Raw genomic sequence first — 14,660 nt, forward strand, 5'->3', positions numbered from 1 at the left:
AAGAGCGTTGGCAGCAAGCTAACCAACGCGGTAACGATTTATTTCCCCTTTCTGGCGTCCTTGCGGTCATCTTTTCTATCGTCGGGGGCTGCCTGGCGTTTGCCGGCAGACGCTGGAATCGCACCCTTTGATTCCTTGTCGTCCTTGCCCTTGCCTTTGGTCTCTTCAGTACGACCCTTGAGTTGGTCCTTGTTCATGATGAACTCCTGATAGTCAGTTGGATGAGGGGTGCGAGAAGCAACATGGGATCCCGCACCAACCATCGTGAGCATAAGCCCCACGGAACAGGGGGTCTGTACGTTGACCCACATAGAGAACGGACCCGGCAAGTTCGCCATGCTGTGGGCCCGCCCCGAAGAGATACCCACCTATCGGGAGACCCCCTTGCGTTCGCCATCGCACAGATCAAGGTTCATCAGGATTGATAACGTCGGGATGAGCGCCTCCTGACCGGTAGGCTCGCTGAGCGATGCTGCGGGCTGCATTCACAAAGGCCGCGCACATCGGGTGCAGGCACTGCCTCGCTCCCGTCCAGTCCTGCTGGGTACCCCACCCAGGATCAACCCGGACCACAGACATGTTCGACCTTGACTTGAACGGCGTGCTTTCCTTCACGGTATCGCCGCTACAACTGATGCTGCGGGGAACCTTGATCTATTGGTTCCTGTTCGTAGTCCTGCGGTTCGTGCTGAGACGCGATATCGGTACGCTCGGGCTCAGCGACTTTCTGTTTGTGGCGATCCTCGGTGACGCGGCGCAGAACGCGATGATCGGCAGCGCCACCTCGACCACGGACGGCATGGTGCTTATCGCGACCCTGGTGTTCTGGAGCTACCTGCTGGATTTCCTGAGCTTCCACTTTCCGGCGGTCCGTCGCTTCACGTCGGCACAGCGCATATGCCTGGTCCGCGACGGCAAGATGCTGCGGCGAAACATGCGCCGTGAATTCATTACCGAGGAAGAGTTGAGCGCGAAGATCCGCCAGGAGGGCGTCGATGACATCGCGCGGGTCAAGCGCATGTATCTCGAGGGCGATGGCGAGATAAGTCTGATCAAGCAGGAGACGAGCACTCCCCCCCAATAAAGGCCCGGCTTATGTGCGCCATAGCACCGACCGGGCCACCCCGAAAGCCTACCGTGCAACTCATGCCCCGCGATAAGGCATGACGTTTTCCGAACTGACATTCCCCCTAAGGAGTCTGAAATGGACACTGACATGACTGCCAATTCCCCACCATTAGCCACACGGGAACTTGCCGCGCGAGAGCGCAGATACGCCCTGGCTGATGCCGAGGCCCACATCGATACCTCAAGTACGCTGACCAGCGCCGTCTCGTGGGGGGCTATCGCTGCTGGTGCCGCGGCGGGCGCGGCCCTCTCATTGATCATGCTGATCCTCGGTGTCGGCTTAGGCCTCTCATCGGTATCGCCATGGTCATTTGAAGGGATCAGCGCCACCAGCTTTGGTGTATCAACCATCCTCTGGCTCACGCTCACACAACTGTTTGCCTCCGCAGTGGGTGGCTACCTGGCCGGCCGGCTGCGCACCAAATGGATGGATACCCACACCGACGAGATCTATTTTCGCGATACCGCACACGGGTTCCTCTCCTGGGCAGTGGCCTCGCTAGCCACCGCAGCGCTGCTGACGTCGGCGGTCGGATCCATCCTGAATGGGGGTATCCAGGCCGGGGCCTCGGTCGTGGGCGGGGTAGCCACCACTGCCACAGTAGCGGCGGGCGGCTTGGCGGCATCCGGGCAGATGGCGTCTGGAGAGAGTGGGCCCATGGCTTACTTTGTCAACTCCCTGTTTCGCAGGGATACAAGGGCCGAGGCGGCCGGTCTGACCGAGGAGAACGGGGTCACCCTGCCTGCCGAAGCCTCAGAACGGGAGATGGCCAATCAGGTCTCTGAGGTGGGGCGTATCTTCATGAACGTCAGCCGCACCGGCCCCCTGCCCCCTGAGGACGTACGCTACGTAGGCCAGCTCGTTGCCCAACGCACAGGCTTGTCGCAACAAGAGGCCGAGAAGCGCGTGACGGACGTCTACGGGCGCGTCCAGGCAACACTGAACGATGCCGAAGTGGCCGCCAAAGATGCCGCCGACAAGGCACGTGCGGCGTCGGCATACGCGGCGTTGTGGACCTTTGTCTCCTTGCTCATAGGTGCCTTCGTCGCCAGCCTGGCCGCAACCTGCGGTGGCAGACGGCGTGACGCCTGACCATCCCCTTCAAGCCTACACATCAAGAGGTCCGACTATGCGTTCACTCATATTGCTGTTACTGGGCATCCCCATCCCGATCATCATCCTCATCGCACTGTTCGCGCATTGAGGGAACATTATTCACCTTCAAAAAATCAAGGAATTACCATGAAAACTGCCACCGAGATCGCCACTACACCGAAACCAGCCACAGCCGAAAAGGATGCCATCGCGTTGCTGAGGGCCGACCATCGTACCGTCAGCGGCCTGTTTGCCGAGTACGAAAAGACGCGTTCCAACGCCAAGAAGAGGGCGCTCGTCACCGAGATTTGCCGCGCCTTGACGGTGCATACCCAGATCGAGGAAGAGATCTTCTACCCCGCCATCAAGGCAGTATTGAAGGACAAGCTGTTGCTACCGGAAGCCACCGTTGAACATGGTGGCATCAAGGATCTGATCGCCCAGCTCGAAGGCCTCGAACCCGATGGCGAGATGTACGACGCCAAGGTGAAGGTGCTCTCCGAATACGTTGAGCATCACGTCGAGGAGGAGCAGAGCGAGATGTTCCCGAAGGTCAAGGCCAGCTCGCTGGATCTGGCCAAACTCGGCGCCAGGATGGCAGCGCGCAAGGCCGATCTGCTCGCAGCTCTGGGCTGACACTAGCCAACTGCTCACCCAATAAGGAGCGACCAGGCCCTTTGTGCCTGATCGCGCTTCCCTTCAATGCCGTTCACCACCTTCACTCGGTGGCAGCGGCGAGCAATCAGGATGGCGCCATGAAAAAGACGGATCCCCAACCGAGGGCTGCCAAGCTGCGACCCACTCCGGTAACGAAACTCGAGGCTGCCGACGCGGTTGCGCAACAAGCCGCCGCCGTAGAGGCACTCGCGAGTTCGATGCAGCACAACGTCAACAAGCGCAAGGAGTTCGGGCGTGACAATGCCATCACGCCGCCCACCGGACAGACGGTAACACCTTCGTCGGCCCTGGCGTCGGCCAGTACCCTCAGCGAAACCAACCCGTCGGCAAAGAGCGGCGATGGCACAACCGCCGGCCCTGCCGCCGCGCCCGGCGTGCTCGACAGGGCGCGGAGCTATGGCACGGGGCAGGTGCTGACGACCAATCAGGGCGTGGCGGTCGGTGACAACCAGCACTCGCTCAAAGCGGGTCTGAGCGGGCCGACCCTGCTCGAAGACTTCATCCTGCGAGAGAAGATCACCCATTTCGATCACGAACGAATCCCTGAACGCATAGTGCATGCGCGCGGCTCGGCTGCTCACGGCTATTTCGAAGCCTACCAGCCGCTCACCGAGCTCACTCGCGCGGCCCCCTTCCAGGCTGCGGGCAAGATCACACCGGTCTTCGTGCGCTTTTCCACCGTCGCCGGCGAACGGGGCTCGGTAGATACGGCGCGTGACGTGCGCGGTTTCGCCGTCAAGTTCTACACCGACGAGGGCAACTGGGATCTGGTGGGCAACAACATCCCGGTCTTCTTCATCCAGGACGCGATGAAGTTTCCGGATCTCATCCATGCCGTCAAACCCGAACCGCACAACGGTATGCCGCAAGCGGCATCGGCCCACGACACCTTCTGGGATTTTGCCTCGTTGATGCCGGAGACCACCCACACGCTGATGTGGGTGATGTCCGACCGTGGTATTCCACGCAGCTACCGGATGATGCAGGGCTTCGGCGTACACAGCTTCCGGCTGGTCAATGCGGCGGGCGAGTCGCATTTCGTCAAATTCCACTGGACACCCAAACTCGGTACCCATTCGCTGGTCTGGGATGAGGCGGTCAAGCTCGCCGGTGCCGATGCCGACTTCCATCGCCGCGATCTGTGGGATGCCATCGAAGCAGGCGAATACCCGGAGTGGGAGCTCGGCCTGCAGATATTCACCGACGCCCAGGCCGAAGGCTTCAGCTTCGATGTGCTCGACGCCACCAAGATAGTCCCCGAGGAGCTGGTGCCGGTGACGCCGGTTGGCCGCATGGTGCTCAACCGCAACCCCGACAATTTCTTTGCCGAAACCGAGCAGGTCGCCTTCTGTACCGCCCATGTGGTGCCCGGCATCGACTTCAGCAACGATCCCTTGCTGGCGGGCCGGATCCACTCCTATGTCGACACCCAGATCACCCGGCTGGGTGGGGCAAACTTCCACGAGATCCCGATCAACGCCCCACTGGCCCCCGTCCACAACAACCAGCGTGACGGCTTGCACCGTCAGGCCATCCCCCGCGGCAGAGTCGCCTACGAGCCCAACTCCCTCGGCGGTGGTTGCCCCTTCCAGGCCGGTACGGCGGGGTTCGTCTCCTTCCCGCAACAGCTCGATGGGGACAAGCTGCGTGGCAAACCGGAAAAATTTGCCGACCACTACAGTCAAGCCACCCTGTTCTACGAGAGCCAGACCGAGGTCGAAAAGGCGCACATCATCGCGGCCTTCCGCTTCGAACTGAGCAAGGTGTCGGTGCCGGCCATCCGGCAACGCATGCTGGCCTCGCTGGTGAACGTCTCCGCCGACATGGCGACAAAGATCGCCACCGGCCTTGGCATCAAAGTGCCCGCGGCCATGCCGACGGCGTTGGCGAAGGCGGTCTCCCCCGAGGTAACCCTGTCGTCTGCCCTGTCACTCATGGCGCACCCCGGCGACGGCGGGATCCGTACCCGCAAGGTGGCGATCCTGATCGCCGACGGGATTGTGGGCGCCAGTGCCCTGGTCATTCAGGCCGCCATCACCGCTGCCGGCGCTGTGACGTGCATGATCGGGCCCCGCCTAGGACCGGTTAACTGCGCCGACGGCCAGTCACTGGAGGCGACCGGTACCCTGGAGAATGCTGCGTCAGTCCTGTTCGACGCGCTGGTCTTGCCCGATGGCGGGGATGGGGTAACGCGGCTCGCCGGCTACGGTCAGACGGTGGAGTTTGTGACCAACCAGTATCGCCATGGCAAGACCATCCTGGCCCTCGGCGCCGGGAAGGCCCTGCTCGATCAGGCGGGTATCGCACCCACCTTGGCATCGGGCGAGCCAGATCCGGGCATAGTGCTGGCCAGCGCCGATACTGTAGATGAGGGGACGGCAACCTTCATCACCGCAGCTGGTAAACATCGTCACTCGGCACGTGAGAGTGACCCACCTCGTATCTGAGGACGATCCGGATCTCGAGTCGACGTCGAGGCGAGCCACCTAGACTCGCCTCTCGTGGCCCCTCAAGGAGCAAGAACATGAACCGGGAAACCCAACTGCAGATTCTGCTGATGTTGACGCGGCTTGACACCGTTGCCCCTTGGCCGCATGACCGGCCTGGGGGGTATATCCCCGGCGGCAACGGGGGAACAGTGCAGAACAGGGTCAGCCTGCCGTTGCTGATGGCGTCGCGGCCATGAAACTGACCATCTCTGCATCTGGCCTGACTCGAGTCCGCCGCGGATGGATTGGCCTGGCGGCCGGCGGGGCGATCCTGGCGCTTGCGGCCTGCAGCGAGTCCGCCCAGCAACCGGTCGCGGCAGGTTCTGGATCATCGCCCACGCTGCTTTCGCCACAACACACCCTGATCCCGACCATCAACATTGCCCCGGCGGAGGGGTGGGCACCTGGCGAGATGCCGATAGCCGCCCCCGGCATACGCGTGACCGCCTTCGCCCGAGGGCTGGATCATCCCCGCTGGCTGTATCTGCTGCCCAATGGCGATGTCCTGGTGGCGGAGACCAATGCTCCCGCCAGGCCGGAAGAGGCCAAGGGGATCAAGAGTTGGGTGATGGGGCTGTTCATGAAGCAGGCGGGCGCGGCAACAAAAAGTGCCAATCGCATCACGCTGTTGCGTGATACCGATGGCGATGGCGTAGCGGATCTGCGTTCTGTCCTGCTGACAGGTTTGAACTCCCCTTTCGGCATGGCCCTGGTGGGGAGTTATCTCTACGTCGCCAATACCGACGCGGTGGTGCGGTTCGCCTATCGACCCGGTGATACCCATATTGCCACGCCCGGCACCACTCTGGTGACCCTGCCGGCGGGGCCCATCAATCATCACTGGACCAAAAACCTCATCGCAAGCCTGGAGGGAGACAAGCTCTATGTCACGGTCGGCTCCAACAGCAATGTAGCTGAACGCGGCATGGACGCAGAAGCGCAGCGAGCGGCCATCTGGGAAGTCGATCTTGCGAGCGGCTCCCATCGCATCTTTGCTTCCGGCTTGCGCAACCCCAACGGCTTGGCCTGGGAGCCGCACAGCGGCGCCTTGTGGACCACGGTGAACGAGCGGGATGAACTCGGCAGCGATCTGGTTCCCGACTACATGACGTCGGTGCGGGACGGCGGCTTCTATGGGTGGCCCTACAGCTACTATGGCCAGCACCTGGATGAGCGGGTAACGCCGCAAAGACCCGATCTGGTGGCCATGGCGATCCCCCCTGACTATGCCCTGGGCCCCCATACCGCGTCGCTGGGATTGGCATCCTCTGCGGGCACCTCCTTGCCCTCGCCCTTTACCGAGGGGATGTTTTTCGGCCAGCATGGCTCCTGGAACCGCAAGCCGCACAGCGGCTACAAGGTGGTGTTTGTCGCCTTTCATGAGGGCAAGCCCGTCGGTTTACCCATCGATGTGCTGACCGGCTTCCTCAGCGAGAAAGGCCATGCACTCGGCCGGCCGGTGGGGGTGATCCTGGACAGTCAGGGCGCCTTGCTGGTGGCAGATGATGTGGGCAATACCATCTGGCACCTGGGAGCCCGGCACCTGACCAATGGCTCGCTGATGCTGCGTTAAATCAGAGCACCACTTGCTCGATACCCTCCCCGGCTACCGCCGGCAAGGCCCCGAGGCGACACAGCCCGCCGACAGGAGAGGCTGAGCCTCGGGCATCAAGATGAAAACCCATTCAGATTTCAGAACCGAGGGAGCCTGCTGCTCTCCGGCCTGTAGCTGTCCTCTTTTCTCTGCCACGTCTGCGGTTCAGCGGTGCGCCCCGGGTGAGGGGCGCCAGTTGCCCGTGGCGTCGGCACAGAAGCTGGCCAGGCGCTGCACGACCTGCTGAACGGCACTATTGGCCGCCATCACGCCGCCGTAGGGATTGGCCTGCGGTGCTGGCACTGTCTCGTCGAATTCGCGCCAGGCCAGCACCTGGCGACTGTCACTGTCCACCAGATAGGCCCGCAGCGTGAAGCGGGTACGGCTGGGTGACCTGTCGAACTCCTGCTGCAGGCGGATGATTTCGACATCGAGGCGCAGATCCCCCGCAGCCGCGCTGGGGGCCAGGACGACGGCGCGAAAGGCCCCCGTGCCCTCGAGCGCGGCGACGATGCCCGGGGCTATCATCCGGGCGGGCGTATCGATCCATTCACTGTGCGCGAAATACTCCAGCTGATAGGGCTCGCGAACGTAGATGATCCGCTGGCTGTCGAAACCGGGGGCGGCACGCGGCGGGTTGACGATCAGCGTAGGCGCGGCGTCCAGTCTGGCCGCTGCGGCCTTGGTCGGGGGGGATGCGCCCACCCCGGAGAGCGAATAGAAGGCTGGTGGCGGCACCTTGGCCCCATCGAACATGCTGCAGGCAGCGGGCAGGAGCAGCAACAGCGCGGCGACGGCGAGCCGGGTGAAGGGAAGTGGTGGCTGGCGGATCATGGCTGTTGCCCTCCTTCGGATGATTCTCCGGGGCCATCCGGTACCGGCTTGTGGCCGAACAGGAGTCCGGAGGGGTTGCGTTCGGTCTGCTCGCTGAGGCGGCGCAGCGAGGTCGTCAGCACGCTGAGCTCACCGAGCAGGCGTTCCAGCTGGGGCAGGGTCTCCGCCGTGAAGCGATTGATGTCGCTGCCGACCGCGTTGAGGGTCTTGCCTGCGCTGGCACTGGTGCCGGCGATCTCATTGCCCATCTTCTCGACGGCATCCGCCGCCCGCCCGATACGCGCGATCAGGGGGGCGAGCTCGTCGCTCGCACTCGCGCTGTTTTTCATCACCCTGGCCGCATCCATCAGGCCGGCATCTATGCTCTCGTTGCGCGCGGCCAGGGTATGCGCCACCCGGGCAATGTCGGTCAGGGTGCTCTGGAAGGCGGCCTGATTCTCCGGACCGAGCAGGGTATTGAGGCTGTTCGAGGTACTGTCCAGCTTGGCCAGCACGCTGGTGAGGACGTTCTCGAGGCGAGCGGCGAGAGAGGGATTGGTGCGGATCACCGGATACTCATAGCCGGCGCTGGCCTGCAACAGGGGCATGTCGCTGGCCCCGCCGCTCAGCTCGACGTAGGCGATCCCCGTCAGGCCCTGTGTCTTGAGCACGGCCACAGTGTCCTGCCTGATCGGCGTGCCTCGCTCGATGGCGAACAGCAGATTGACCTGCTCGGGATTGGCCGGATCGAGCCGTATCTGCCTGACCCTGCCGACATCGACACCGTTGTATTTGACCGGTGCATTGAGATTGAGGCCAGCGACCGACTCCTCCGAGATCGCCAGATAGAGATCGTATGCCTTCTGGAAAGCCCCTCCCGAGGCGAGCCAGAGGATGACGGCCACCAGCAGGGTGCCGAGGATGACGACAAAACCCCCTACCAGGGCGTAACTGACCTTGGTTTCCATCATGTCCCCTCGCTGCGTTGCTCGGCGGCCCGCCCTCGCGGGCCGTCGAAGAATGGCCGGATTGCCGGCAGATCCATCTCTGCCAGCGCTGTCATCGACCCTATCCCCTGCACCTTCCCCTCGCCGAGCACGGCGACGCGGTCGGCCACCTGCCACAGCAGATCGAGATCGTGGGTGATAAGGACAATGGTCAGGCCGAACAGATCGCGTAACTTGCGGATCAGACTGTCTATCTCACCAGCGCTTTCGGGGTCCAGACCTGCGGTCGGCTCATCGAGAAAGAGCAGTTCGGGATCGAGGGCCAGGGCACGTGCCAGCGAGACGCGCTTTAGCATGCCGCCGCTCAGCTCGGCCGGGTACTGATCACCCACGACCGGCTCCAGGCCGCTCATCGCCAGCTTCCTGTCGGCGATGTCGTCGATCAGCCCCTGTGCGAGTTCGGTGTGCTCACGCAGCGGCAGGCCCACGTTTTCCCTGGCGGTCAGGGAGCCGAACAAGCCGCCACTCTGAAACATGACCCCCCAGCGCTGGCGCAGGGCAAGGGCGTCGGCGTCTTCGATGTTGGCGAGATCGACCCCGAGCACCCGGATCGAGCCCGACTCGGGTTGCTGAAGCAGGATGATCTCCCGCAGCAGGGTCGACTTGCCCGATCCCGAGCCGCCGATCAGCGCGAAGATCTCGCCGTGGTTGACCACCAGATCGATCCCGTCATGGACGACATGCTCGCCAAAGCGCGTCATCAGCTGGCTGATGATGATGGCCGGGGTGACACTGCCATCTGGCGCCTTCATCTCAGAGATCCAGGGCGCTGAAGGCAACCGAGAAGAGCGCATCGGCCACTATCACCATAAAGATGGAGTGGACGACGCTACGGGTCGTCTGCCGTCCGACACTGTCGGCTCCTCCCTTGGTTTGAAACCCCTGGAAGCAGCCAACGGTGACGATGATGGCGGCAAATACCGGCGCCTTGCCGATACCGATCAGCAGATCCGTGACGCTCACCGTCTTGACGAAGCGATCGAGGAATTCGGCCGTGCCGACGTCCAGCTGGATGTGCGCCATCAGCATGCCCCCCAGGACGCCGAAGAGACCGGCGAAGAGGGTGAGCAGGGGGAGAGTGATCAGGAGAGCGAGTACCTTGGGCAGCACCAGCATGTCGAGCGGTGCAATGCCGATGGTACGCATGGCGTCGATCTCCTCGGTCACCGCCATGGTGCCGATCTGCGCCGCGTAGGCGGAACCTGAGCGGCCGGCGACGATGATGGCGGTGATCAGCGGTGCAAACTCTCGCAGCATCGAGAGCGCGACCAGATCGACGACAAAGATGTTGGCGCCATAGAGGCGCAGCTGCGCGGCCCCCTGATAGGCGACGACGATGCCGAGCAGAAAGGAGAGCAAACCGACGATGGGCAGGGCATCGACACCTGCGCTGCGGATGTTGTAAAGAATTGGGCGCCAGCGAATCCGTGTCGGATGGGCCAGCCAGCCACCAAAGGCGAAGGTGCACTCGCCGATGAAAGCGAGCAGGGCGCAGCCTTGTGCCAGCAGGGTCGCCGTGCCGTGGCCCAGGCTTTCCAGGCGGGATAGAGGGTGAGAGGGTACAGGCGCGGGTCCCGGTGCGGCCTCCTGAGCCAGGGCATCGAACAGCCTGGTGAACTCAGGGCGCAACTGGCGCAATTCGACGCCAGCCGCACCGTCACGCAGCCGGCGCAGCAGTGTTTGCAGGATCCAGGCCCCTGCCGTATCGAGGGCCTCGATGCCAGAGGCGTCGATGACCCAACTCTCTCCGGCCGGGGCGGCAAGGGCGTCGAGCTCGCTTGTCAGCCTGCCCATGCCGCGCGCAGTCCAGGATCCCGACAACGCCAGCACCTGCGGCATCGTCCGGCTCATGGCCGCCGGTGTGATGGTCAGGTTCAAGGCTGGCCACCCTGACAACAGAGTGGCAACCCCGAACAGGCAAAACGCCAAGGGGCCCCCGTCGACCGATGGCGGAAGCCAGGCAGGCAGCGTGCCGGATCACCCAGCTCAAAGGCTCCCCTGCGCACCATGATGCCTTGCCATGAGAGGTCGTCGGGCGTTTGCCTAGCGCTCGGTCCCGACCTTGATGTCATTCTTGACAGAGATCACCCCCTCGACGCCCGTGGCAATCGCGACGGCCTTGTCCAGCGCCGTCTGATCCGCCACGCCGCCACTCAGGGTGACCTCCCCGGCCTCATCGGTATCGACATGGATATTGATCAGGCTGGACATCTGCTCGGCAGCGAGCCCCGCCTTGATCTTGGTGGTGATGACCGAGTCCTCGACATATTCCATCGTCGAGGACTCCATGGTCGTCGATTCCGATGGCATCGACTGCACGGCATCGGTGTCGTCGTTGAGCTCGGCGCCGTGGCTGGCTAACGGGAGCAACAGCAGTCCGGTGAGGAGCAGGTTGGCACTGAAGATCTGGTTCATGGTGGTTCCTTCCTGGAGGGCTGAATAAACGCACGTCTGGCAGCCCAGGTGCTATCCATTCGCCGTGACGAAGATGTAACACGGGGCAGCGCGCAGTTCTGTACGGCATCGTACATAACGAGGAAGGTCGACAAGGCCACGGGGGAGCGGCATGACATCAGGGAGGGGGAGATGAGGGAGCCTTGCCGCGCGACAGGCGCCGCATTGGGAGTGACTGATGGGCGGGCGGACCGCAGAGGTGCGGTTCAATCGCCCGCCGTTCGCACCCGACTTACCTGGACATGCGGCGAGCGGAGGCCCTTTGTTCGGCCACTCGAGCTCACCAGAAAAGAGACGCAGCGGTTATCGGAAACAACCGCTGCCAGCGGGATAGCGCTTTCTGGCGAACGCTACTTGGGATCAGCCACCCCGATAGGGGCAGATACCGTCGGTTTGCCCTGCATGATGGCGATCTCCACCCGCCGGTTCATGCGCCTGTTCTCCGGGCTGTTGTTCGGCACCAGCGGCTGGGAGTCCGCCATTCCCTGCACTACCAGGCGGTTGCCGTCAAAGCCGGGCACCTTGATCATCTGGTGGGCCACCGCCACCGCCCGCTGGGACGAAAGCTCCCAGTTGGACTGGAACAGCTCGTCTTCGGTGGCGACGTCATCGGTGTGACCGGAGACGGTGATCTCCCCGGGCACATCCTTGAGCAGGGTCGCCACTTTACGGATCACCGGCCAGAACTGGGGCTGCAGGAAGGCGGAGCCCGCCGGGAACGCCGCCTTCTCGCGGATGCGAATGATGATCTGCTGACCCAGCGCCTCTATCTCTATGGCCCCGTCCTGGATCTGGGCCTGCATCTGCTCGGCCAGCGCCTTGGCCAGTTCGTTGGACTGCGCCTGCGCCTTCTGGGCCTGCTGGGCGGTGTCGCCACCGCTCTGCTGACCCTCGGTCTTGTCATGCCCCCCCGCCTGATCCGCATCCCCGGGCTGAAAATCCAGCTCGGTCTGGGTCATGTCGATGGTCTGCTGCATGATGGTGTCGATGGGGGTCGGTTCAGGCCGGCCAGGGCGAAACTCCTGAGCGATGACCGAGGTCCCCTTGGGAATATCCTTCACCTCCAGAATGTTCTGCACCCCGAACGCCTTCTCCATGGAACCGGCGATCTGCTTGAACTTCTGCACATCCATCTCCGCAAAGGAGAGCAGCAGCACGAAGAAGCACATCAACAGGGACATGAGATCGGCGAAGGTACCCATGTAGCCCGGCAGGCCGGGAGGCGGACACTTGCACTTTGCCATGGGGCCTCCTAGTCGAGCCCGTTGTTGCGTTTGGACTGGTTGAGGTAGTTCTGCAGCATGGCCTGGATCACGCGGGGGTTCTGGCCGTCCTGGATGCCCATGATGGCGTCGAGGATCAGGGTGCGGCTCAGTTGCTCCTCGCCGCTGCGCAGCTCCAGCTTGTCGGCAATAGGGATAGCCACCATGTTGGCTTCGATGGCGCCATACAGGGTCGTCAGCAAGGCCACCGCCATGGCCGGTCCTATGGACTTGGGATCACTCATGTTCGCCAGCATGGCCACCAGCCCCACCAGGGTGCCTATCATGCCCATGGCGGGGCCGAGATCCCCCAGGGAGCGAAACACCTTGATGGCGATGACGTGGCGCTCCGAGGTCAGCTCTATGTCTTTTTCCATCACGGCGCGCACCACGTCGGCGTCATGGCCGTCCACCAGCATGTCGATGCCCTTCTTCATGAAGGCATTGGGGATCTCCGCCGCCTCCAGCGCCAGAAAGCCCCCCTTGCGGGCCGCGTCTGCCAGCTCCACCGCCTTGGCAATCAGATCGTCGAGCTTGTCGCCCTTGTACATGAAGGCCTTGCCCGCCACCTTGAACGCCATCAGGAACTGGCTGAGGTTGAACTTCATCATGCAGATGAAGAGGGAGCCCAGTATGGTGATATAGACCGAGGGCATATCCACATACATGTTCATGGGGCCACCCAGCAGCATGCCGTACACCACGACCCCAAATCCCAGCACTATGCCTATCAGACTGCCTAAATCCACATCCCTACTCCTGTCGCCGAACTTGCCATTTATTTATATTGCGTTGAATTTTCTGCTATTGCGCCTCGGGCAGCAAGCCCGGCACGCCTTCATAACAGGTCGGCAATAGATGGATGCCAGCCCCTTGTTATCGGCCGCGGTCAGGATAGTTTGAGGGCGGCACACTTTTCTGCCTCCCCCCTGTGCCCGGTCGATGTTAAGATGAGCCGTTTTTTTCAATCCCCGAGGATGGACATGGCCAGTAAAAAAATCGACCGTCTGAGTTTTGATGCCACCCTGGAAGAGCTGGAAACCATAGTGCATCAACTCGAACAGGGGTCGCTCCCCCTCGAGGAAGCACTCAAACAATTCGAACAGGGCATCCATCTGGTGCGGGCCGGCCAGCAGAAGCTGGAGCAAGCCGAGCAGAAGATCCAGATCCTCCTGACCCAGGCCGACGGCAGCGAACAGGCGGTCCCCTTTCGATCAGAGCAAGGAGAGGAGTGAGTGACCCTGGACGATTTCTCCCGCCTGCACCGGCGCCGCATCGACGACTGCCTCTCGGCACAGCTTGAGGCTCTGCCCGCCATGGCGCCGCGCCTGCGGGACGCGATGAAATACGGCCTGCTGCTCGGCGGAAAACGGGTACGCCCCTTCCTGGTCTACGCCGTGGGCGAGATGCTGGGGGTGCCAAGCGAGCGCCTCGATGGTCCCGCCGCCGCTGTGGAGTGCATTCACGCCTACTCCCTGCTGCACGACGATCTGCCCGCCATGGACAACGACGATCTGCGCCGCGGCCAGCCAACAGTGCACAAGGCATTCGATGAAGGTACCGCCATCCTGGCCGGTGATGCCCTCCAGACCCTGGCATTCTCCATACTGGCGGACCATCCCCTCCCCGACGAGCTGCTGGCCAACCGGGTACGGATGCTGAGCGCCCTGGCCCGCGCCTCCGGTTATCTCGGCATGTGCGGCGGTCAGGCGCTGGATCTGGAGGCCGAAGGCCGCCGCATCAGCCTGGCCGAGCTGGAGCAGGTGCACCGCCACAAGACGGGAGCCCTCATCGAGTGCGCCGTCACCCTGGGTGCCCTGTGCAAGGCCGACGTGGCGCCTGCCACCCTGGCCGCGCTGCAAACCTATGCCGCCGCCATCGGGCTCGCCTTCCAGGTGCAGGATGACATCCTCGACATCACGGGCGACACCGCCACCCTCGGCAAGCCGCAAGGCTCTGATCTGGCGCAGGAGAAGAGCACCTATCCGGCCCTGCTCGGTCTCGACCCTGCCCGTGAGCTGGCTCGCGAACTGCATGACAAGGCCTTAACAGCCCTGCAATCCTTGCCCTACAATACCGACATTCTGGAAGCGTTTGCCGATTACATCATCGAGCGAACCCACTAAACGCTGGATAACA

15 protein-coding genes are annotated in these 14,660 nt (G+C 62.9%); 7 read left to right on the forward strand and 8 right to left on the reverse strand.

Translation table 11 applies throughout. From position 1 onward, the window contains the following. Positions 1-38 precede the first annotated feature (38 nt). On the reverse strand, positions 39-197 hold the full coding sequence (locus tag WIR04_RS15570) for a hypothetical protein (protein ID WP_338888099.1): 159 nt from the start codon (positions 195-197) through the stop codon (positions 39-41). A gap of 380 nt (positions 198-577) precedes the next feature. Between WIR04_RS15570 and WIR04_RS15575 the strand changes: the two genes are divergently transcribed. The 5 genes from WIR04_RS15575 (at position 578) to WIR04_RS15595 (ending at position 6,964) form a co-directional block, all read left to right on the forward strand. Continuing rightward, positions 578-1,084 carry a DUF421 domain-containing protein gene (locus WIR04_RS15575; RefSeq protein ID WP_025326053.1) on the forward strand — a complete coding sequence of 169 codons (507 nt, stop codon included), beginning with the start codon at positions 578-580 and terminating at the stop codon, positions 1,082-1,084. Between the two features lie 120 nt (positions 1,085-1,204). Continuing rightward, positions 1,205-2,221 (forward strand): hypothetical protein, encoded by a 1,017-nt coding sequence (locus WIR04_RS15580; protein ID WP_338888101.1) that lies wholly within the window; start codon positions 1,205-1,207, stop codon positions 2,219-2,221. A gap of 150 nt (positions 2,222-2,371) precedes the next feature. After that, positions 2,372-2,860, forward strand: coding sequence for a hemerythrin domain-containing protein (locus WIR04_RS15585; RefSeq protein WP_338888103.1), 489 nt, complete (start codon positions 2,372-2,374; stop codon positions 2,858-2,860). 452 nt (positions 2,861-3,312) lie between these two features. Then, positions 3,313-5,349: a catalase gene (locus tag WIR04_RS15590; RefSeq protein ID WP_338888105.1), complete on the forward strand. Its 2,037-nt coding sequence runs from the start codon at positions 3,313-3,315 to the stop codon at positions 5,347-5,349. A gap of 235 nt (positions 5,350-5,584) precedes the next feature. Continuing rightward, positions 5,585-6,964 carry a sorbosone dehydrogenase family protein gene (locus tag WIR04_RS15595; RefSeq protein ID WP_338888107.1) on the forward strand — a complete coding sequence of 460 codons (1,380 nt, stop codon included), beginning with the start codon at positions 5,585-5,587 and terminating at the stop codon, positions 6,962-6,964. A 186-nt stretch (positions 6,965-7,150) separates the two neighbouring features. On the opposite strand, the gene WIR04_RS15600 is transcribed toward WIR04_RS15595, so the two are convergent. From WIR04_RS15600 to pomA, 7 genes are all read right to left on the reverse strand, one after another. Beyond that, complete coding sequence (locus WIR04_RS15600; RefSeq protein WP_338888109.1) at positions 7,151-7,819, reverse strand: ABC-type transport auxiliary lipoprotein family protein; 669 nt, start codon at positions 7,817-7,819, stop codon at positions 7,151-7,153. Then, positions 7,816-8,769 (reverse strand): MlaD family protein, encoded by a 954-nt coding sequence (locus tag WIR04_RS15605; RefSeq protein ID WP_338888111.1) that lies wholly within the window; start codon positions 8,767-8,769, stop codon positions 7,816-7,818. The genes WIR04_RS15600 and WIR04_RS15605 overlap by 4 nt, the downstream gene beginning before the upstream one ends. After that, entirely contained in the window at positions 8,766-9,557 is a 792-nt protein-coding gene (locus WIR04_RS15610) for an ABC transporter ATP-binding protein (protein ID WP_338888113.1), read from the reverse strand. Before WIR04_RS15610 ends, WIR04_RS15605 begins: the two co-directional genes overlap by 4 nt. 1 nt (position 9,558) lies before the next feature. Next, positions 9,559-10,683, reverse strand: coding sequence for an MlaE family lipid ABC transporter permease subunit (locus WIR04_RS15615; protein WP_338888115.1), 1,125 nt, complete (start codon positions 10,681-10,683; stop codon positions 9,559-9,561). Positions 10,684-10,848: 165 nt separating this feature from the next. Next, positions 10,849-11,220, reverse strand: a complete 372-nt coding sequence (locus WIR04_RS15620) for a BON domain-containing protein (protein WP_338888116.1) — start codon at positions 11,218-11,220, stop codon at positions 10,849-10,851. A 389-nt stretch (positions 11,221-11,609) separates the two neighbouring features. Beyond that, a complete protein-coding gene (locus tag WIR04_RS15625; protein ID WP_025326043.1) occupies positions 11,610-12,503 on the reverse strand; it encodes a flagellar motor protein MotB in 894 nt (297 codons plus the stop codon). Positions 12,504-12,511: 8 nt separating this feature from the next. Beyond that, a complete protein-coding gene (gene pomA / locus WIR04_RS15630; protein WP_106887625.1) occupies positions 12,512-13,270 on the reverse strand; it encodes a flagellar motor protein PomA in 759 nt (252 codons plus the stop codon). A 234-nt stretch (positions 13,271-13,504) separates the two neighbouring features. On the opposite strand from pomA, the gene xseB reads away from it, so the two are divergent. Both xseB and ispA read left to right on the forward strand, forming a co-directional pair. Then, entirely contained in the window at positions 13,505-13,756 is a 252-nt protein-coding gene (gene xseB / locus WIR04_RS15635; RefSeq protein WP_025326041.1) for an exodeoxyribonuclease VII small subunit, read from the forward strand. Further along, entirely contained in the window at positions 13,757-14,647 is an 891-nt protein-coding gene (gene ispA / locus WIR04_RS15640; protein WP_106887626.1) for a (2E,6E)-farnesyl diphosphate synthase, read from the forward strand. Positions 14,648-14,660: the final 13 nt, after the last annotated feature.

Source organism: Aeromonas rivipollensis (genome assembly GCF_037811135.1).
In the GTDB taxonomy this organism is placed as follows: Bacteria; Pseudomonadota; Gammaproteobacteria; order Enterobacterales; family Aeromonadaceae; genus Aeromonas; species Aeromonas rivipollensis.